The following is an 18887-nucleotide window of genomic DNA, read 5'->3' as shown; positions in this document are numbered from 1 at the left end:
TGTCTGGACAACCTGCTCGCCCATTCGGTCAAAACGCAGTCAAGGTTCGCCTGTCTTTCCCTGACCCCGTGTTCACCCCCACGCCATGATGGCTCCGCCGAACTGCCTCTCGCCCGGCGGAGCATCCCCACCTGTATGACGTAAATGACGTTCCTGTGCGGAAGGTGAACCAGCATGGCCAGCAGGGCAAGAAGAGCAACGATGCGGAGTCTGGGGGCGCTCGCGGGTGCCGCCGTGCTCACCGCCCTGGGAGGAGCGCCTACGTGGGCCGCCCCGTCCACGGGACACCACGGCCACTCCTCGACGGCCACGCCGATCAAGCACGTGGTCGTCCTCTTCCAGGAGAACGTCTCCTTCGACCACTACTTCGCCACGTACCCGAAGGCCGCCAACACCGACGGCACGAAGTTCACCGCGTCGAAGAAGACCCCGAAGAACATCGACACCCTCGCGCACGCCGGGCTGTTGACGAACAACCCCAATCAGTACGCGCCCAAGCGGCTCACCCCGGCGCAGGCCATGACCTGCGACCAGAACCACAACTACAGCGCCGAGCAGTACGCGGCGAACGGCGGCAAGGCCGACCAGTACGTGCAGAACACCGAGGTCGACAAGTGCAGCGGCGGCCTGTTCGGCGAGCCCGGCCTGGTGATGGACTACTACGACGGCAACACCGTCACCGGCCTGTGGAACTACGCCCAGCAGTACGCCATGAGCGACCGCTCCTACAGCTCCGACTACGGCCCCTCCACGCCCGGCGCCCTCAACCTGGTCTCCGGGCAGACGCACGGCGTGATCTCCGTCGACCCGGCCTCCGGCACCGAGAACCCCAGGCAGACCTCCACGCCGGACGCCTACACCGTCAAGTCGCCGGACGCCAAGGGCGTCGGCACGGTCATCAACGACCCCGACCCGGCCTACGACGACTGCGCCGGCAAGGACCACACCAGCACCAACGCGCTCGCGGCGATGCAGGGCGAGAACATCGGTGACGTCCTCAACTCCAAGAACGTCAGCTGGGGTTGGTTCCAGGGCGGCTTCCGGCCCTCCACCGCCTGGGACGGGAAGCAGGGCGACTACGCCAAGTGCGACACCACGCACTCCAACGTCGGCGGCGCCGCGGTGGTCGACTACAGCCCGCACCACTCCCCGTTCGAGTACTACAAGTCGACGTCCAACCCGCACCACCTGCCGCCCAAGAGCGTCGACGAGATCGGCCACAACGGCCGGGCCAACCACAACTACGACCTGACCGACTTCACCGCGGCCGTCAAGGCGGGCAAGCTGCCGGCCGTCAGCTTCGTCAAGGCCCCTGAGTACCAGGACGGCCACGCGGCCTACTCGGACCCGATCGACGAGCAGCACTTCCTGGTCGACCGGATCAACGCGATCCAGAGCTCGCCGCAGTGGAAGTCGACCGCGATCGTCATCGCGTACGACGACTCCGACGGCTGGTACGACCACGCCTTCGTCGCTCCGCGCAACGGCTCCACTGACACCACCCTCGGCTCCAACGGCAAGGCCACCGACAGCCCCGCCTGCCAGAAGGGCCCGAAGGCGTCCGGCGGCTACGCCGACCGCTGCGGCCCCGGCACCCGTCAGCCACTGCTGGTCGTCTCCCCGTACAGCAAGGTCAACAAGGTCGACCACACCCTGACCGACCAGGCGTCGATCACCCGGTTCATCGAGGACAACTGGCACACCGGCAGGATCGGCGATCACTCCTTCGACGCGACGGCCGGCTCGCTCAAGGGCATGTTCGACTTCCGGCATCCGAACAACAAGCAGGTGCTGCTGAACGCGGACGGCTCGGTGAAGTCCGTCGGCCCGATCAAGCACGTCGCCGCCGTGACCACCAGCATCACTCCCGGCCCGGCGATGCAGAACACCGCCGCCACCACCGACGCGTCCGGCTTCCCGACCCTTCCGGTGGGCCTCGGCGTGGGCGCCCTGCTGGCCGCGGGCACCACAGGCACGTACTTCACCTTGCGCCGCAGGCAGCGCACCACCGTCTGAGATCAGCGATTTGCTCGGCTCGGCGCGGTCGTCCCGGACCGCGCCGAGCCGAGGTGCGCTCAGCAGGGTGGCTGTACGGGCCAGCACCGCGCTGTGGGAGGCGTGTCATGGCATGTGAACCGGCCTTCTTCCGTGACCCGCTCGCCGACCGTCGTATGGGCCTGGCACCGTGTCGTACGGCCCCAGGCACGGGAACTCCGTCCGCCCAGGAGAAGCTGCGGTGTCGGTCGGTACGGCCCTTAGGAGCCCGCCCGGTCTGTACAGCCGTGACGATCACGTGCTGACGATGACCGCGCTCATTCAGGGTGATCTCGGCGGTCACCCGAGGGGGGAAGACAGCGAGCGCCAGACCCGCCACGACGACGCCGACGAACACCCGGCCCGCCCGGACGATCAGGAGATAGAGGGCAAGGGCGAGCGTGCAGACCACGCCCGCTGCGCCGGAGCGGAGCGCGGCGGGACCAGCGAGGGCGCCGGCGGCACTCGATCCCACGACGAGAAGCGTGCCGATCACGGCGACGACGGTGCCTTCGGCAACCGCTCCGATCGCCGACGGGCCGAGCCGTCCTACGAGAGTTCGCCAACCGGCCCGACCGCTCCGTCTCGGCGCTCGCCGCCCCCTCACCGCTGCGGTGCTCCTCGCCATGCCCATGCGCGCTGCTGAGTCGTACCGCGGGCGATGCAGACACACGCCCGGGCCGATCACTGCTTCATCGCGCCGTCGGCCGACTCACCGAGGTGTTCGGCGAGCTGGAAGAGGGCGGGCAGTGCGTTCGCGATGGCCGCTCAGGCGCCGTCATCGAGGCGCGAGGGCGGCGTCGATGCGGCGTTCGTCACCGATCGCCGGACCGGCGCGGCCTGGCGTCGGTGAGGAGAATCACGGTAGAGCCGACGCCCTGTGAGAACAGTGAGCGCGCTGGCGCGGGGCTGAGCCTGGCGGAGATCCGTTCGGTGCTCGCTCTGCGCGATGCCGGCGCCTCCCCGACCTGGAGGTCGATGGCCTGGAACCTGGAGCGGTGCACACGTACCTGGGCGTCGCGGATGAACGCCGGCCGCTGCACCGTCCGCTCCGGAAAGTCGCAATAGCCGCCCGCGGTACGCGGAGGGGCGGGCAGCAGCCCGGAATGCTCGTAGAAGCGGAGGGTTTTCGTCGTCACCCCGCCGGCGGCGGCGAGGTCACCGATGCGCATACGTCAAGCCCAGCCCTTGACCTTCCAGTGCGATGGAAGGCCTACCGTCCTGACACAGCACGGGAAACGCGGCGCGGAAAGGGGTCTGCCATGAAGCCGCCTGACACGACCCGTATCACGGTGCTCACGGTGCCGAACTGCCCGAACGCCCCGCTCATCCGCCGGCGGATCACCGAGGCCCTCCATGGCCGGGCCCTGCCGGTGGAGTGGGTTCCAGGTGCACGACGAGGACGAGGCCGCGCTCCACGGCATGACAGGCTCGCCCACTCTTCTGCTGGACGGCATCGACCCGTTCGCACCCGAGGGCGCGCAGCCGAGCCTGGCCTGCCGGCTCTACCGCCACACCGACCGCACCACCGAAGGCGCCCCAGCCCTCGCGGATCTACGCCCCGCCTTGAGCGCACAGCCCGCCTGAGACGGCGGGACAGGGCTGAGGACTGGTCCTGGAGCGGGTGAGTAGGACGGGGGCGAGGATGCGGCGGGTGGGGTTGGCGTATCCGACGTGTACTGGTCATCGCCGTGGACTCCGCCGCTGGCCGACCGCCAGGCGGGCACCCGGCGCGCCCGAAGGGCCCGGCCCCGGGGGGCGCCGAACAGCAGGACGGCGACGGCGGCGGCCGGCAGAAGCGCCTGGCTCGCCCTGGCCCGCGCCGACGATCTACGGGTGATCACCTCCGCGGCCACCCCGATGGACGTCGTCCATCCGCGGATCAACCGTCCCTCGCTGGAGTGGATCCTCTCCCGCCTCGTCGTCGCCGTATCCCTCAGCTCTGGGACGGGCTGACTGGGAACAGGCACCCAGCCAGGCCGCGTGGGCGTACGGCGAGGTTTTCGGCGATGGCGCGCAGGGTCATCGCCGCTGGGGCCTCCGGGTTCCTCAGCACCAGCGGGGTGCCGGCGTCGCCCGCTTCGCGCAGGCGGGGGTCGAGAGGTACCTGGCCGAGGAGGGTGACGGGGGTGCCGACCTTGCGGGAGAGGGATTCGGCGACCGCCCGGCCGCCGCCGGAGCCGAAGAGTTCGGTGCGTGACCCGTCCGGCATCAGGAGCCAGGACATGTTCTCCACCACGCCGGCCACTCGTTGGCCCGTCTGCAGGGCGATGGCGCCGGCTCGCTCGGCCACCTCGGCGGCGGCGGACTGCGGGGTGGTCACGACCAACAGCTCCGATCGCGGCAGCAGTTGGGCGACGGAGATCGCGATGTCACCGGTGCCCGGTGGCAGGTCGAGCAGGAGGACGTCCAGGTCGCCCCAGTAGACGTCGGCGAGGAACTGCCGCAGCGCCCGGTGCAGCATCGGACCGCGCCAGACCACGGGGGCGTTGCCCGGGGTGAACATGCCGATGGAGATCACCTTCACACCGTTGGCCCGTGGCGGCATGATCATCTTTTCGACCTGGGTGGGAGCGGTCCCGGCGCCCAGCATCCGTGGGACCGAATGACCGTAGATGTCGGCGTCCAACACGCCCACCGACAGGCCACGGTCGGCCATCGCCGCGGCCAGGTTCACCGTGACGCTGGATTTGCCGACCCCGCCCTTGCCGGAGGCGACGCAGTACACCCTGGTCAGTGAGCCGGGTTCGGCGAACGGGATGGCTGGTTCCGTCGCATCGCCCCGCAGGTTTCTGCGGAGTTCGGTGCGCTGCTCGTCGCTCATGACGTCCAGTTCGACGCGCACCGTGCGTACGCCGGGCAGCGCGGACACGGCCGCGGTGGTGTCCGCGGTGATGCGGTCCCTGAGCGGGCAGCCGGAGACCGTCAGACAGATGCCGACCGTGACGGTGCCGTCGGGGCCGACCGTGACGTCCTTGACCATCCCGAGATCGGTGATCGGCCGGTGGATCTCCGGATCGAGGACCGCGGACAGGGCCTGGTGGATGTCGGCGACGGCGAGCATGCGCGCCGGGGACGAGGTGGTGGTTGTCATGGGGACTCGCAATCCGTGGTGGTGCGCTGGAGAGGCGGCAGGTGCGGCAGGTCTCAGCCGGTGACCGTCCAGGTGTCCTTGCCGGTGAGGAGTGCCTGGAGGTCGGCCGGGGCGGCGGAGCGGGCCCGGTCGATCTGCGCGCGGACCTGGTCGTCGTAGACAGGGCGGCTGACGGAGCGGAAGACGCCGGTGACGCAGTGGGTGAGGTCCTGGGAGGACAACCGCGACAGGGCGAAGGCGGGGGTCGGGTCCTCGCACGTGGCGTCGTGCATCACCAGGGTCTCCTCGCCGACCTCGGCGAGCTCCGCGGTGGTGAGGGCGCCCGAGCCGGCACGGATGACGCCGTACTCGCCTTCGGTGCCGAAGCGGATCGGTTCGCCGTGGTGCAGGGGGATGATGCGCCGCTCCTTCTCCCCCGGTTGCCGGAGCACCTCGAAGGCCCCGTCGTTGAAGATCGGGCAGTTCTGGTAGATCTCCACGAGCGCGGTGCCCCTGTGCTCCGCGGCGGCCGTGAGCACCTCGGTGAGCCCCGCCCGGTCGGAGTCCAGGACGCGGGCCACGAAGGTGGCTTCGGCGCCCAGGGCGAGGGAGACGGGGTTGAAGGGGGCGTCGACCGAGCCGGCCGGAGTGGATTTCGTGACCTTGCCGGTCTCGGAGGTGGGGCTGTACTGGCCCTTGGTGAGACCGTAGATCCGGTTGTTGAACAGCAGGATCTTGAGGTTGACGTTGCGGCGCAGTGCGTGGATGAGGTGGTTGCCGCCGATGGACAGGGCGTCGCCGTCGCCGGTGACCACCCACACGGACAGGTCGGGGCGGGCGACGGCCAGGCCGGTGGCGATGACGGGGGCGCGGCCGTGGATGGAGTGCATGCCGTAGGTGTTCATGTAGTAGGGGAACCGGCTGGAGCAGCCGATGCCCGAGACGAAGACGATGTTCTCCCGGGCCAGGCCCAGCCGGGGCATGAAGCCCTGAACGGCGGCCAGGACCGCGTAGTCACCGCAGCCGGGGCACCAGCGCACCTCCTGGTCGGACTTGAAGTCCTTCGGCGAGAGCCTGACGTCGGCGGCCGGTACGAGGGCCTGGCCGCCGAGGCCGGTCGACAGGTCCGGGCCCGGCACATCGGGGCGGGGCAGGCCGAGGTCGGTGGTGGTCATGTCCGGACTCCTTCGATCACGTCGGTGAACACCCCTTGCAGTTCCTCCGCTCCGAACGGCAGACCCGCGACCTTGGTGTACGACACCACCTCGGTCAGGTAGCGCGCCCGCAGCAGCATCGCGAGCTGGCCGAGGTTCAGCTCGGGGACGACGACCCGCTCGTAGCGGGAGAGGACCCCGCCCAGGTTCGCCGGGAAGGGGTTGAGGTGACGCAGGTGCAGGTGGGCGACGGCACGGCCGGTCCTGCGGACGCGGCGTACCGCGGCGCCGATCGGCCCGTACGAGGAGCCCCAGCCCACCACGAGAACCTCGGCCCTCCCCGACGGGTCGTCAACCTGTGCGTCGGGCACGGCGATGCCGTCGACCTTGGCCTGGCGCAGCCGCACCATGCGGTCGTGGTTGTCCGGGGCGTAGGAGATGTCGCCGGTGCCGTCGGCCTTCTCCAGTCCGCCGATGCGGTGTTCGAGACCGGGGGTGCCGGGTATCGCCCAGGGCCGGGCGAGGGTCTCCGGGTCGCGCAGGTAGCCCCAGAAGCCGCCGGATCCGTCGGGTGCGTTCGGTTCGGTGGTGAACTCGACGCTGAGGTCGGGCAGGTGAGCGGCATCGGGCACCAGCCAGGGCTCCGATCCGTTGGCGATGTGTCCGTCGGACAGCAGCAGCACCGGGGTTCGGTAGGCCAGGGCGATCCGGGCCGAGTCGAGCACGGTGTCGAAGCAGTCCGCCGGCGTGGAGGGGGCGAGGACCGGCACCGGTGACTCGCCGTTGCGGCCGAACATGGCCTGGAGCAGGTCCGCCTGCTCGGTCTTGGTGGGCAGTCCGGTGGACGGTCCGCCGCGCTGTACGTCGATCACCAGCAGCGGCAGTTCCGTCATCACGGCCAGGCCGATGGTCTCGCTCTTGAGAGCGAGACCGGGGCCGGACGTGGTCGTGACGCCCAGTGCTCCGCCGAACGCGGCGCCGAGGGCGGCGCCGACGGCGGCGATCTCGTCCTCCGCCTGCAGGGTGGTCACGCCGAAGTTCTCGTGCCGCGACAGCTCGTGCAGGATGTCACTGGCCGGGGTGATGGGGTAGCTGCCCAGCACGACCGGCAGTCCGGACCTGACCCCGGCGGCGACGATGCCGTACGCCAGAGCGATGTTGCCGGTGATCTGCCGGTACTCGCCCTGCGGCAGGGTCGTCGCCGGCGCGACCTCGAACGTCACGGTGAACGACTCGGTGGTCTCGCCGTAGTTCCAGCCGGCCCGGAAGGCCAGGATGTTCGCCTCGGCGATGTCGGGTTTCCGCGCGAACTTCTTCCGCAGGAACCGCTCGGTTCCCTGGGTCGGCCGGTGGTACATCCAGGAGAGCAGGCCAAGGGCGAACATGTTCTTCGCCCGCTCCGCGTCCTTCTTGCCCAGGCCGGTGGCCGACAGGGCGCCGCGGGTCAGTGTCGCCATGGCCACCTGGTGGACGAGGTAGGAGGACATGGCGTCGTCCTCCAGGTCCTCCAGCGGGTTCGAGGTGTATCCGGCACGGGCCAGGTTCCGTGGCGTGAACTCGTCGGTGTTCACGATCAGCGTCCCGCCGGGCGGCAGGTCGGCGAGGTTGGCCTTCAGCGCGGCCGGGTTCATCGCCACCAGCACGTCCGGGCGGTCGCCTGCGGTGAGGATGTCGTAGTCGGCGAAGTGCACTTGGAGGGAGGAGACGCCGGGAATGGTGCCCTGCGGGGCGCGGATCTCGGCCGGAAAGTTCGGCAGCGTGGCCAGGTCGTTCCCGAAGGCCGCCGCCGCCGAGGTGAAACGGTCCCCGGCGAGTTGCATGCCGTCGCCGGAGTCGCCCGCGAACCGGATGACCACGCGGTCGAGCCGCTCGGTCCGGGTGGCAGGAGCGCTGCCGGGGGTGCGCGTGGCGTGGGTGTCGGTCATGGTGCTGCTTGCTCCTTCGCGTGGATGCCGCTGTCGCGGGGTGACCGGGTGACGTCTGCCGTCCGCGGCGGCAGGTAGCGGGTGGGTCGCGAACGTGGGACAGCGGGCAAGAGACGGCCGGGCACCGGCCCCGCGCGCTGCCGCACGAACTCAGGGCGCGGCGGTGGGGCCATGAAGGGCGGTACGGACCGCGAAACCAGGGCGGACCGGCCAGGCGGGTCTCAGGCCGGGCCCGGTGCGAGTACAAGGTGCTGCACCGCGCGCAGGTACAGCGCGAGGCGGAGCCGGGTCCGTTGCGCTTTGGCGGCGGCAGGTGACGACGCCGGCAGGCTCCGTGCCAGGCCATCCGCTCCGGCCAGCGCCCGGCGAAGGACCCCGGCGACGTGCCCGGGATCGTGGACGGCCACTCGGGCGGACTCCACCGCCGACTGGTCGGCCGCCGATGCCACCGAGCCGCCGGACGACGACACCGCCGCCCCAGCGGACGGCCTGGTCACCCGACCGCCGGCCGTCGACGGCGCTGCACCACCGAACGGCCGGGCCGTCGAGCCGACAGAGGCTGAGAGTGCCGCCCCTCCGGGCGGCGGGGCCGGGAGGGGCGGCAGCCCGACCCCCCGCAGTGCTGTGAAAACCGCCTCGGGTGAGCCGGTGCTGCCGGGGTCGTCGAAATCCTGGCGCAGGATCCAGTCGCCGTCCGGGCCGAGCAGGCCGAGGCCGTCGAGTGTCCGGGCCGACGCCTCGTCCCACGCGCCCAGTTCCCGGGCGACCGTCTCCACCGCCGTCTGGGGCAGCCACCGGAAGGGCAGTCGCCGGACTGCGGCGATCGCCTCTCGCGCTTGCGGGCTCTCCGTGGCCAGCAGCAGCACTTCGGCGCCGCCGGCCGACACGCGGGGGGCGAAGTGGCGGACCGTACTGGCCAGTCCGCAGGAGTAGGGCCAGTGGCCGCCACGGAGGGCGACCATGAGCACCGCCGCGTCCGGCGAGGTCCGCTCCGCCAGCACCATGGCGGCGGCGCGGACGGCGCCCGCGGCGGTCACCGGGCCGCTCATGGTGCGGTGTAGCTCTGGACGAAGGGAGTGTCGACGCCGATCGGGCCGAGCGCCTCCGCACCGCCGGGCGTGCCCAGCGGCTCGACCCGTCCGGGCAGCACCGAGGTGAAGAAGCGTGCGTTCTCCATGACGAACGCGGCCTGCTCCGGCGGGACTTCGTCCTCCATGGTGATCGCCTCGACCGGGCATACGGGTTCGCAGGCACTGCAGTCGATGCATTCCTCGGGGTTGATGTAGGCCATGCGCTCTCCGACGTAGATGCAGTCCGCCGGGCATTCGTCGACGCAGGCGCGGTCCATGACGTCGACACACGCGGCCCCGATGACGTAGGTCATGACGAGGTCACTCCTTTGCGGTGAGGTGGTTCGGTGAGCGGTCCGGGCGGGAGGTTCAGGCGCTGTCGATCGAGAGAGCAGCGGAGGGGGCCGGGGCCTCGCCCATCGAGGCGAGGATCTCGTAGCGGCGTCGGGTGAATTCGGGTTCGAACTGCGCGCCGGGCCGTCGCGGGTTGGGGATGTCGACGACCTTGCTGACTTTGGCGGGGCGTGGGGTGAGCAGCACGATCCGGTCGGCAAGCAGCAGCGCCTCGTCGACGTCGTGGGTGACGAACAGGATCGTGGTCTCGTACTGCTGCCAGACGGAGATCAGTAGTTGCTGCATCTCCGAGCGGGTCTGGGCGTCGAGGGCGCCGAACGGCTCGTCCATCAGCATCACTTGGGGGCGGGTGGCCAGCGTCCGGGCGAGTTGGACGCGTTGCCGCATGCCGCCCGACAGCTGGCCGGGCAGATGGTCGGTGAAACCCTCGAGTCCGACCTGGGCCAGCAGGTCCTCGGCCTGTCGGCGTCGCTCTCTGCGTGGTACGCCGCGCAGTTTCAGGGCGTACTCCACATTGCGTACGGCCGAGCGCCAGGGCAGCAGCGCGTCCTCCTGGAAGACCATCGCGCACGGCGCGTCCGTCCCGCCCACGGGCCTCCCGTCGACTTCGGCGCGTCCGGCGGCCGGCTGCAACAGCCCGGCCAGCGCACGGAGGATGGTCGACTTCCCGCAGCCGGACGGGCCGAGCAGGACGACGATCTCTCCGGGCTCCACGTCGAGGTCGACGTCGGCGGCCGGCATGTCGCCGAAGGCCAGCTTCAGCCCCTCCAGCCGGATCCTCGCTCCGGCGCTCACCGGGCGGCCCTCGGCAGCCAGCGGTTGATGCGGGATCCGAGCCGTTCCACGAGCCACGCGGTTCCCCAGCCCAGGATCCCGATGGACAGCATGCCGACGACGACGCCCGCGTAGTCGAGCAGTCCGTACGACTGCCAGGTGTAGTAGCCGATGCCGAACTGGCCGGAGATCATCTCGGCGCTGATCACGCAGATCCAGGCGACGCCCATAGAGACGGACAGCCCCGAGAAGATGCCGGGCATGGCGCCGGGAAGGATCACGTGCGCCAGTACGGACACCCGGCCGGCGCCCATGGTCCGGGCCGCCTCCTCCCATACCTTGGGCAGGGTCTTCATCGCGTGGATGGTGCTCACCACGACCGGGAAGAACGCCGCGAAGAAGGTGATGAAGACGATGCCTTGTTCCCCGGTGGGGAACATCAGGATCGCCAGGGGCACCAGCGCGATCGCGGGGATCGGGCGGGCGACCTCGATGAGCGGCCGCACCAGCGCCTGGACCAGACGGGAGCGGCCCACCGCGATGCCGATGGCCACACCGCTCACCGCGGCGAGCCCGAACCCGATCAGGATGCGTCGCAGGCTGGCCAGCAGGTCCTGGTAGTAGGTGCCGGAGGCGAGTTGGACCCGCAGGGTGTCGTACACCTCGACCGGTCCGGGGAGCTTGTCGAAGCGCAGCCACAGCACGACGTCGTTGGCGGTGAGCAGGTACCAGAGCAGTACGGCGGCGGCCAGCGGTAGCACGGCCAGGGCGACAGCTACCGGTCGGCGGTGCCATCCGCCGGCCGGTGTACGCGGGCGAAGAGCGGTACGCAGTCCGTTGCGGGGGCGGGACGGTACCGCAGGGGCATCGGTGTCGGTCAGAGGTTGGGCGGAGACGGGAGTGGTTGTCATGGGTCCTCTTCCTCCGATCTCTCACGCGGCGGCGAGTGCCGCGGCGTAGTCGAGTGCGCGGGCGCCCTTGTGGCCCGCCAGGTAGGTATCCGCGTCAGCCGTCACCGCGAACGGCAGCAGCCGGGAGTTCGCGTTCTTCGCCGGGTCGAGCACCCAGGTCGCGGAGTCCGCGAAGATCCGGGTGCCGGTCTCGGTGTCCGGCACGTAGGCGGCTCGGACGCCACCGTGGTGGGCGGCGATCTGCTTCAGCAGGCAGCTCGGGGTGGCTGCGACATTGGTCGAGGCCGCTTTCTTGAACCAGACCTCGGAGGCGGTGCGCGGGTCGCTCACCGCGGTGTGGCAGACCGGGTCCTGGCCCCTGAGCCGGTCCGGGTCGGTCAGCTTCGCGGCGGCGGCGTCGTAGGAGGAGCCGTAGACCTGGCGCAGGTAGCCGTCGTTGACGAACTTCTTCAGGTCCAAGGACTTGACCGATCCGAGGTCCTTGAGGAACGGCACGTCGCCGGCGAGGGCGTCGACCAGCGGCTTCTTGATCGTCGGATCGAAGGAGACCAGGCCGTTCGGCCCGTTGTAGAGGTAGATGACCTCGGGTTCGACGCCGGTGATCTTGGAGACCCGCTCGGCGGCGGCGAGGGGGTGGCTGTTGAGGTAGTCGGTGGTGTCCCGCTGCGCCTCCAGGAAGGCCCGCATCACCTCGGGATGTGCCTTGGCGAAGGACGAGCGGGTGACGACGGCGTGCAGGGTGGCGACCCCGTTGCTCCCGCCGTCGTAGAGCAGTCGGCCCTGCTTGCGGAAGACCATCAGCTGCGGCCACGGCACGAACTGGGAGAGCGCGGCCACCTGTTTGCCCTCCAGGGCGGAGGCGCCGACCGACGGGTCCTGGTTGAGCAGTTTGACGTCGTCCGGGCTCATGCCGCTCTTGTCCAGCGCCTTGACGAGCATGCCGTGCCCGGCGGATCCGATGCTGGTTGAGATGACCTTGCCTCGCAGGTCGGCGAGGGTCTTGGCGGACGAACCGGTGGGTACGACGACCTGGTTGAGCGATCCGCGCAGGTTGTATCCGGTGACGGCGACCATCTCGGACGCGGCGTCGGCGTACGGGGCGCTCTTCGATCCGTTGACCAGGAGCGGGTAGTCGCCCATGGACCCGATGTCGACCTTGCCGCCGATCATCTGCGCGGTCAGCGGCGGGCCGGACGGGAAGTCTGTCCAGACCACCTTGTAGTGCACGCCCTTGGCCGCGCCGAGAGCGTTGAGCTTGGCTTCGAAGGTGCCGCGGTCGCGCAGGAGCGTGCCGGCCGTGACGGTGTTGATGGTCTTGGACTGATAGCCGATGGTGACGACGACGGTGGAGGAGCCCGAGCCGGTCTCGGTGCCGCAGGCGGCGGCGCCGAGAGCGAGGACGGTGAGGATCGCGACAGTGGCAGGAGTTCTCATGGTCTGCCCCTCAGCGCAGCAGGAAGGGAATGTCGACCGTCACCGCGTCGACCGGGCAGCGGGCCGCGCAGGGGCCGCAGTACCAGCACTCGTCGACGTGCATGTACGCCTTGCCGGTGTCGGGGTGGATGGCCAGGGAGTCGAGCGGGCACATGTCCACGCAGAGCGTGCATCCGTCGATGCACTTGGATTCGTCGATCGTGACCGGTACGTCCACCCGGTTCGCTGCTTGCGCCATCTGGGATCTCCTTCAACGGGTCGTTCTCAGGCGTGTGGTGGTCCGTGGGGTTCGTGGGTTTGTCGGTGCCCGGCGGCCGACGCCGCCGGGATCACTCGGCGTCGGAAGCGGCCAGTCCCATGCGGGCGAAGGCACGCACGTCCGCGTCGACGTCGTCCAGGGCGGCCTCCAGGGCCGTCCAAACCTCCGGGCGGCCGGGCAGCCGAGAGCCCAAAGCCCGGACCGCGGCCTTGCGGACGTCGAGGTTGGTGTCGCGGGTGGCGGCGATCAGCGGGGCGACCGCCTCCTGCGGGTCCGTCACGGACAGCGCGGCGGCCGCTCCCTGACGAACCTGCCAAGCGGGGTCGGCCAGCGCGGCGGCGGCCACGGCCGCGGCCTGTTCGGCGCAGCCTGTGTGGGCCATGGCCGACAGGGCCGCGGCCCGGACCAGGACATCGGCGTCCTCGGCCAGCACGGTCAGGGTGGTGGCCCCGCGGGGGTCACCGACCGATCCCAGGCCCCGGGCGACGGCCAGCCGCACCGCCGGCGCCGGGTCGGCGGCGGCCTCGCCCAACGCGTCCAGCGCGTCCAGCGAGACGAGCCCGAGCACCACCTCGCAGCGGACGCTCTTCGCGGAGTCGGGCAGCAGCGCCGCCAACTCCTCGGTGGTGCACAGCCGGTGACGCCACAGGGCGCCCACGGCGGCGACTCGGACATCGGCGTCCTCGGACCTGCTCGCCTCGCGCAGGGCCCGGGTGAACCGCTCGCCGGTCACCAGCACCTCGCGCAGTTCGCCGAGCAGCTCGACGGCGGTACGGCGGACCGCCGCGTCCGGGTCCAGCAGGGCCGCCGCGAACACCGCCGAGGGCTCGTCCCACTCCTCGGCCGCCTCGCTGAGCACGGTCAGCGCCGTGCGCCGCACGCCGGCGTCGGGATCGTTCAGGAATTCGGCCAGTTCGTCGGTCGTCGGGGACTCCTCGGCGAGTTCCAGGAGCGCGAGGATCCGCCGGGGGCCCTGCGTACCCGCCCGATGGCCTTGCGTAGGTGTTGTCATCCCCACACCGCCGCGAGGTCGGCACCGGCCGGTGCGGGCACGTCGGGCACCCCGTCGGGGCGGACGAAACCGGGGACCGGGACGATGTACGGCGCCACGGGACGGGTGAGCGTCTCCATCTCCCCGTCGGCGCTCTTGCGCAGGTTGAGGTGGCAAAACCAGGTGGCGTCGTCCTGCTCGGGCCGGTCGGCGCGCTGGTGGTACAGCCCCCACCGGCTCTCGGTGCGGGCCAGCGAGGCCCGGGCGGCCATCTCGGCGCAGTCCCGGATGAAGGTGACTTCGGCGCAGCGCATGAGCTCGTGCGGGGTGTGGGCACCCATGCCGGCGATCTCCCGGCGCGTCCGGTCGAATGCTTCGAGACCGAGCGTCAGATAGCGCTCCGTCTTGGGCGGTTGGAGATAGTCGTTGACGAAACGGCGGAGCTTGTACTCCACCTGCGGCTGAGGGGGACCGTCCGGGTGGGACAACGGACGGTAGACCAACTCGTGGGCCGCGGCGATCTGGTCCTCGGGCAGTGCGGGACGGCCGGCCGAGGCGGCGAAGGCGGCGGCGTGCTCGCCCGCGATGTCGCCGTAGACGAAGGCGCCGATCATGTAGTTGTGGGGCACGCAGGCCATGTCTCCGGCCGCGTACAGCCCGGGAACCGTAGTCGCCGCGTGTTCGTCGACCCACACCCCCGAGGCCGAGTGCCCGCTGCACAGTCCGATCTCGGAGATGTGCATCTCGACGTCGCGGGTGCGGTAGTCGTGCCCGCGTCCGGCGTGGAACGTGCCGCGGGTGGGGCGTTCGGTGGTGTGCAGGATGCCCTCGATCTGGCTGATCGTGGCATCGGGCAGGTGGCTCAGCTTCAGGTAGACGGGGCCTCGTGCGCTGTCCAGCTCCCGCTTGACCTCCGCCATCATCTGGCCCGACCAGTAGTCGCAGTCCACGAAGCGGTTGCCGTCGGCGTTGACCTGGTAGCCGCCGAAGGGGTTGGCGACGTAGGCGCAGGCCGGGCCGTTGTAGTCCTTGATGAGCGGGTTGATCTGGAAGCACTCGATGCCGGACAGTTCCGCGCCGGCGTGATAGGCCATCGCGTAGCCGTCGCCGGCGTTGGTCGGGTTCTCGTAGGTGCCGTACAGATAGCCGCTGGCGGGCAGGCCCAGGCGTCCGCAGGCCCCGGCGGCCAGGATCACCGCGCCGGCGGAGATGGTGACGAACTCCCCGCTGCGGGTGTCGAAGCCGACGGCTCCGATGGCGCGGCCGTCCTCGGTGAGCACTCGTACGGGCATGATCCGGTTCTCGATGGTGACCCGGGAGCGTACGTGGCGGGCCCGCAGGGTGCGGTACAGGACCTTCTTGACGTCCCGTCCCTCGGGCATCGGGAGGACATAGCTTCCCGAACGGTGCACCTTGCGCACGGCGTATTCGCCGTGCTCGTCCTTCTCGAACTTGACGCCGTAGCCCTCCAGGCGCTGCACCATGCCGAAGCCACGGGTCGCGGTCTCGTAGATGGTGCGCTGGTTGACGATGCCGTCATTGGCGAGCGTGATGTCTGCGACGTAATCCTCCGGGGTCGCCTTGCCCGGGACGACGGCGTTGTTCACGCCGTCCATGCCCATGGCCAGCGCGCCGGAGTGACGTACATGGGCCTTCTCCAGCAGCAGGACATCGGCGCCGCTCGCGGCCGCGGTCAGCGCCGCCATCGTGCCGGCGGTGCCTCCGCCGACGATGAGGACGTCACAGGCGAGTTCGCGCCGCTCGGACAGAGGTGGGATCTGCACGGAAGTCAGCCCCTTTCGGGAGACGGATGGTGGTTCAGCAGCGGGTGCGTCGGGTCGGGGGTGCGGTGGAGCCAGCCGGCCAGCGACGTCCGGTCACCGCGGAAGCGGACGAACTCCAGGTCGATGGGCCGGCCCTCGTCGGTGTACGTCAGCCGTTCGAGGAACAGCAGGGGAAAGCCGTCGGGCACGTGCAGGAGGTCGGCGACCGTCCGGTCGGCGGCGACCGCCTCGATGGACAGCGCCGCGGCGCCCAGCGGCAGGCCGAGTTCGCCTTCGAGCAGTCCGAACACGTCGTGCCGCGCCAGATCCATCTCCAGCAGGGGCCGCCCGACGTCCGCCGGCAGGTAGCTGGCGTCCAGGGACAGCGGCTGCCCGTCCAGGAGCCGCACCCGTTCCAGGGCGATCACTTCGGTGCCCGGATCGAGCGACAGCCGCTCGGCCACCGTGGGGGTGGCGGGCACGGTGTCCGCCAGCAGGACCTGGTTGACCACCCGGTCGCAGCCGGTGTCGAAGCTCTCCGCCAGCCCGCGCAGGCGATCCAGCCCTTGCACGGCCTTGCCGGAAACCACCAGCGTCCCGACTCCGGGGATACGGTCGACCAGACCCTCCTTGCGCAACAGCGCGAGGACGTCCCTCACGATGTTGCGACTGGCACCGAACTCCGCGGCCAGCTCGGTCTCGGAGGGCAGCGGCCGGGTTCCGTATACGCCCGCCAGAATGCGGGTGCGCAGCACGTCCCGGATACGCCGTACTGGTGCGGCACGGCGTCCTGTCACCCGGCCACCAGCGATGATCCCTGTCATGGCGGGAATGCTCTGGAGGGCTTGTTACGCGTACCGGTGGCTGGAATTGCGCGCTTGTTACGCCAGTCTCGCCGTGTGGCGGCGTGGCGTTGACCTGGGGTGACGGGTTGCTGCCGGGCCGTATCGCCACGTTGTCCGGGGCGCGACGCGCTCGCGGACACCGGGCAGGACGCTCGTGAACCACCGGTGAGACGGGGCCTGGGTTCGGTGGCCCGCGGGTGGGTGCTCCGGTGAGTGGAGACGCTCCGGTGCCCGGCCGGGGGTTCGGGTTCCATCGGCTGCCGGCCGGGATCTTCCGGGCGGCAGGGGCCGCCGAGGTGCCGCGGTGACCGCCGCGCCATCGGCGTGTGGCCGAAGAACCGCACCGACCGCGGGCACATTCCTCTGCCCGGGTGGAGGCCGCGACCAGGAGCGACTACGCGTACGCGGGCCGAGGCACCGCACCGACGGCAGGCACTACCCGCGGGTGGCAAGGGCCAGCAGGGTCGCTGCCGGGCCGGCCGGAGGCGTCTCCTGGAGCCAGACGGCACGGAATTTCCGGCGTAGCGAGCGGGGCCCTTCCAGCGGCACTCTGATCAGCTGCCGGTCGTGGAGTTCGGCGGACACCGCGAGACGGCTCAGCACGGCGGGCGCGTCGTCAGCCGGACGCGCCCAGGTCAGTCATCCTCGCGACACGTCCTGCGCCGGTCGGCACATGGGGCTTCGGACCGTGATCAGAAGGGCCCACGACGGTCTCCTCGAACCAGTGTCAGTGGGCGCCGCTACCGTGGACCGCCACATCTGAAGCTGGAGGATGAAGTGGTCAGACGCATGGCGGACGACGCGTTCCGTGACGAGCAGGAGAGCGGCCGGTACGCGCCGCATGTCCGTGCCATCAACGAAATGGTCGATGAGCTGCGCGACCAGGACGGCCGCGGCTGGATGCCATACGTGGCTCCCTGGCACGGGGGCGTCGACGCACGCGTGTTGTCGATTCTGCGCGATCCCGGCCCCAAAACCCAGGACGGCAGCGGTTCTGGTTTCCTGTGCGTGGAAAACGACGACGCCACGGCCGAACGCCAGTGCACCGGCTTTGCCGAAGCCGGCATAGACGCCCGCGACACCACCCCCTGGAATGCCTACCCCTGGTACATCAACCGCGCTCCCAACGCCGAGGAACGCAGGGCCGGCGTCACGGTCCTGGCGCGCCTCCTCGGCCTGCTTCCCCGCCTCAAAGTCGTCCTTCTGCAAGGCGTCGACGCGCAGGACAGCTGGCGTCGCCTGGAAAAGACCCATCCCCAGCTCGTGCGAGAGGCACCGTACGAGGTGGTCAGCACGTATCACCCCGGTCGACAGGCGCTGTGGTCGCCGGACCCTGCCATCCGGGCGGCCCGGGAACAACAGCGCCTCGACTCTTACCAGCAGGTAGCGCAAGCGCTCCAGCGGTAACAGGCGCAGCGGCAACCCGACGGTGGCGACGCCTCACCGTTGTCAACCACCCGGATGGGGATCACCGCTCACGTCGGCGGGCGGGCGGCGTGGGGTACGTGTTCTGCGTGCCGGCCCACGTCACCCGCGAGCGGGCCTTGTTCGTCTCCTGCGAAGAGGACGGCCTGCGGAGTGGCACTGGCACTGCGTGCCCCGGGGGTTGGACGTTGCTTCCCGTGCTCAGCGGCCGACGCGGATCGCCCACCCGTGCTGGCTGTTGGGCTACCAGCTGGGGTGGACCCGTGACCCGTGAGACTCCCGCGCCGCACCGCGGCCAACCGGCCCACCCACTCGACTGCCCGGCGGGCTCGGCCCGTTGGGGCGACGGCTCTTCGCCGCGTTCACCGTGGTCGCACTGGCGTCCGTGGCCCTGCTGACGGCGGCGGCGCTCGTCGGTGCCGACCGCGGGATCAGCAGCGCCCACCAGGCCGACCGTCAACGCACCGCCTCCCGGGTGGCCGCAGCCGCAGCCGACGCCTACCGGGCCGCGGGCGGCTGGTCGGCAGCGGACCCGTCGACCGCGCGCTCCATCGCGGTCGGCGCCGGGGCGGTGCTCACGGTGCGGAACGCGGACGACGAGGTGATGTCCGGTGGCTCCGGCTCGGGGGCGGAAGACGACCACGGCAAGTCCGGCTCGGGCCGCGGGCATCACGGGCAGGGCGCCGGCTCGGGCCCCGGTGCGAGCGCGCCCATGGTGGTGGTCGGCAGCACCGTCGGCTCCGTGCGCCTGCTCTTCTCGGCAGGCTCCGGGTCGGCGGGGCTGTCCGTCGCCTGGGGCTGGGTGGCCGCGGCCGCCGTCGGCGCCGTCGCCCTGGCACTGGCCGTGAGCTGGTCGTCACCCGGCGCCTGACCGC

The 18887-nt window shown here is 70.7% G+C and carries 17 protein-coding genes and 2 pseudogenes; 6 read left to right on the top strand and 13 right to left on the bottom strand.

The genetic code is table 11. The features are described from left to right. Positions 1-201: 201 nt before the first annotated feature. Together ACZ4EG_RS06720 and ACZ4EG_RS06715 are read left to right on the top strand one after the other, a co-directional pair. On the top strand, positions 202-2016 hold the full coding sequence (locus tag ACZ4EG_RS06720) for a phospholipase C (RefSeq protein ID WP_467789808.1): 1815 nt from the start codon (positions 202-204) through the stop codon (positions 2014-2016). A 220-nt stretch (positions 2017-2236) separates the two neighbouring features. Continuing rightward, on the top strand, positions 2237-2680 hold the full coding sequence (locus ACZ4EG_RS06715) for a hypothetical protein (RefSeq protein WP_467789807.1): 444 nt from the start codon (positions 2237-2239) through the stop codon (positions 2678-2680). 169 nt (positions 2681-2849) lie between these two features. On the opposite strand, the gene ACZ4EG_RS06710 is transcribed toward ACZ4EG_RS06715, so the two are convergent. Continuing rightward, positions 2850-3206 carry a MerR family DNA-binding transcriptional regulator gene (locus tag ACZ4EG_RS06710; protein ID WP_467789806.1) on the bottom strand — a complete coding sequence of 119 codons (357 nt, stop codon included), beginning with the start codon at positions 3204-3206 and terminating at the stop codon, positions 2850-2852. Between the two features lie 217 nt (positions 3207-3423). Between ACZ4EG_RS06710 and ACZ4EG_RS06705 the strand changes: the two genes are divergently transcribed. Both ACZ4EG_RS06705 and ACZ4EG_RS06700 read left to right on the top strand, forming a co-directional pair. Beyond that, positions 3424-3621: a hypothetical protein gene (locus ACZ4EG_RS06705; protein WP_467789805.1), complete on the top strand. Its 198-nt coding sequence runs from the start codon at positions 3424-3426 to the stop codon at positions 3619-3621. A 104-nt stretch (positions 3622-3725) separates the two neighbouring features. Next, a pseudogene (locus tag ACZ4EG_RS06700) lies at positions 3726-3960 on the top strand (DNA-binding protein); the annotation flags it as partial. A 10-nt stretch (positions 3961-3970) separates the two neighbouring features. Here ACZ4EG_RS06700 and ACZ4EG_RS06695 read toward each other — a convergent pair. From ACZ4EG_RS06695 to ACZ4EG_RS06640, 12 genes and pseudogenes are all read right to left on the bottom strand, one after another. Continuing rightward, entirely contained in the window at positions 3971-5098 is a 1128-nt protein-coding gene (locus tag ACZ4EG_RS06695; protein ID WP_467789982.1) for an Mrp/NBP35 family ATP-binding protein, read from the bottom strand. An 83-nt stretch (positions 5099-5181) separates the two neighbouring features. Next, positions 5182-6282 carry a 2-oxoacid:ferredoxin oxidoreductase subunit beta gene (locus ACZ4EG_RS06690; protein WP_467789804.1) on the bottom strand — a complete coding sequence of 367 codons (1101 nt, stop codon included), beginning with the start codon at positions 6280-6282 and terminating at the stop codon, positions 5182-5184. Beyond that, on the bottom strand, positions 6279-8186 hold the full coding sequence (locus tag ACZ4EG_RS06685) for a 2-oxoacid:acceptor oxidoreductase subunit alpha (RefSeq protein ID WP_467789803.1): 1908 nt from the start codon (positions 8184-8186) through the stop codon (positions 6279-6281). Before ACZ4EG_RS06685 ends, ACZ4EG_RS06690 begins: the two co-directional genes overlap by 4 nt. A 221-nt stretch (positions 8187-8407) precedes the next feature. Then, on the bottom strand, positions 8408-9235 hold the full coding sequence (locus ACZ4EG_RS06680) for a hypothetical protein (protein ID WP_467789802.1): 828 nt from the start codon (positions 9233-9235) through the stop codon (positions 8408-8410). Next, positions 9232-9570 (bottom strand): ferredoxin, encoded by a 339-nt coding sequence (gene fdxA / locus ACZ4EG_RS06675; RefSeq protein ID WP_467789801.1) that lies wholly within the window; start codon positions 9568-9570, stop codon positions 9232-9234. The genes ACZ4EG_RS06680 and fdxA overlap by 4 nt, the downstream gene beginning before the upstream one ends. 55 nt (positions 9571-9625) lie before the next feature. After that, entirely contained in the window at positions 9626-10405 is a 780-nt protein-coding gene (locus ACZ4EG_RS06670) for an ABC transporter ATP-binding protein (RefSeq protein WP_467789800.1), read from the bottom strand. Beyond that, positions 10402-11295 (bottom strand): ABC transporter permease, encoded by an 894-nt coding sequence (locus tag ACZ4EG_RS06665; protein WP_467789799.1) that lies wholly within the window; start codon positions 11293-11295, stop codon positions 10402-10404. The genes ACZ4EG_RS06670 and ACZ4EG_RS06665 overlap by 4 nt, the downstream gene beginning before the upstream one ends. Before the next feature lie 21 nt (positions 11296-11316). Further along, positions 11317-12729: an ABC transporter substrate-binding protein gene (locus ACZ4EG_RS06660; RefSeq protein WP_467789798.1), complete on the bottom strand. Its 1413-nt coding sequence runs from the start codon at positions 12727-12729 to the stop codon at positions 11317-11319. Positions 12730-12739: 10 nt separating this feature from the next. Beyond that, positions 12740-12967: a 4Fe-4S dicluster domain-containing protein gene (locus ACZ4EG_RS06655; protein ID WP_175436735.1), complete on the bottom strand. Its 228-nt coding sequence runs from the start codon at positions 12965-12967 to the stop codon at positions 12740-12742. Positions 12968-13058: 91 nt separating this feature from the next. Continuing rightward, positions 13059-15763, bottom strand: a pseudogene (locus tag ACZ4EG_RS06650) (fumarate reductase/succinate dehydrogenase flavoprotein subunit). Between the two features lie 5 nt (positions 15764-15768). Next, positions 15769-16566, bottom strand: a complete 798-nt coding sequence (locus tag ACZ4EG_RS06645) for a GntR family transcriptional regulator (RefSeq protein ID WP_467789797.1) — start codon at positions 16564-16566, stop codon at positions 15769-15771. 456 nt (positions 16567-17022) lie between these two features. Then, on the bottom strand, positions 17023-17190 hold the full coding sequence (locus tag ACZ4EG_RS06640) for a hypothetical protein (protein ID WP_467789796.1): 168 nt from the start codon (positions 17188-17190) through the stop codon (positions 17023-17025). Positions 17191-17376: 186 nt separating this feature from the next. Between ACZ4EG_RS06640 and ACZ4EG_RS06635 the strand changes: the two genes are divergently transcribed. After that, on the top strand, positions 17377-17994 hold the full coding sequence (locus tag ACZ4EG_RS06635; RefSeq protein ID WP_467789795.1) for a uracil-DNA glycosylase: 618 nt from the start codon (positions 17377-17379) through the stop codon (positions 17992-17994). 355 nt (positions 17995-18349) lie between these two features. Further along, the gene (locus ACZ4EG_RS06630; RefSeq protein ID WP_467789794.1) at positions 18350-18883 is read left to right on the top strand and encodes a hypothetical protein; all 534 of its coding nucleotides are present in this window, start codon (positions 18350-18352) and stop codon (positions 18881-18883) included. The last annotated feature ends 4 nt before the right edge of the window (positions 18884-18887 follow it).

It is taken from the genome of Streptomyces sp. NPDC025638 (genome assembly GCF_055558775.1).
Note: the sequence above shows the minus strand (reverse complement) of the source record. Positions and strands in the feature narration are given on the sequence as shown.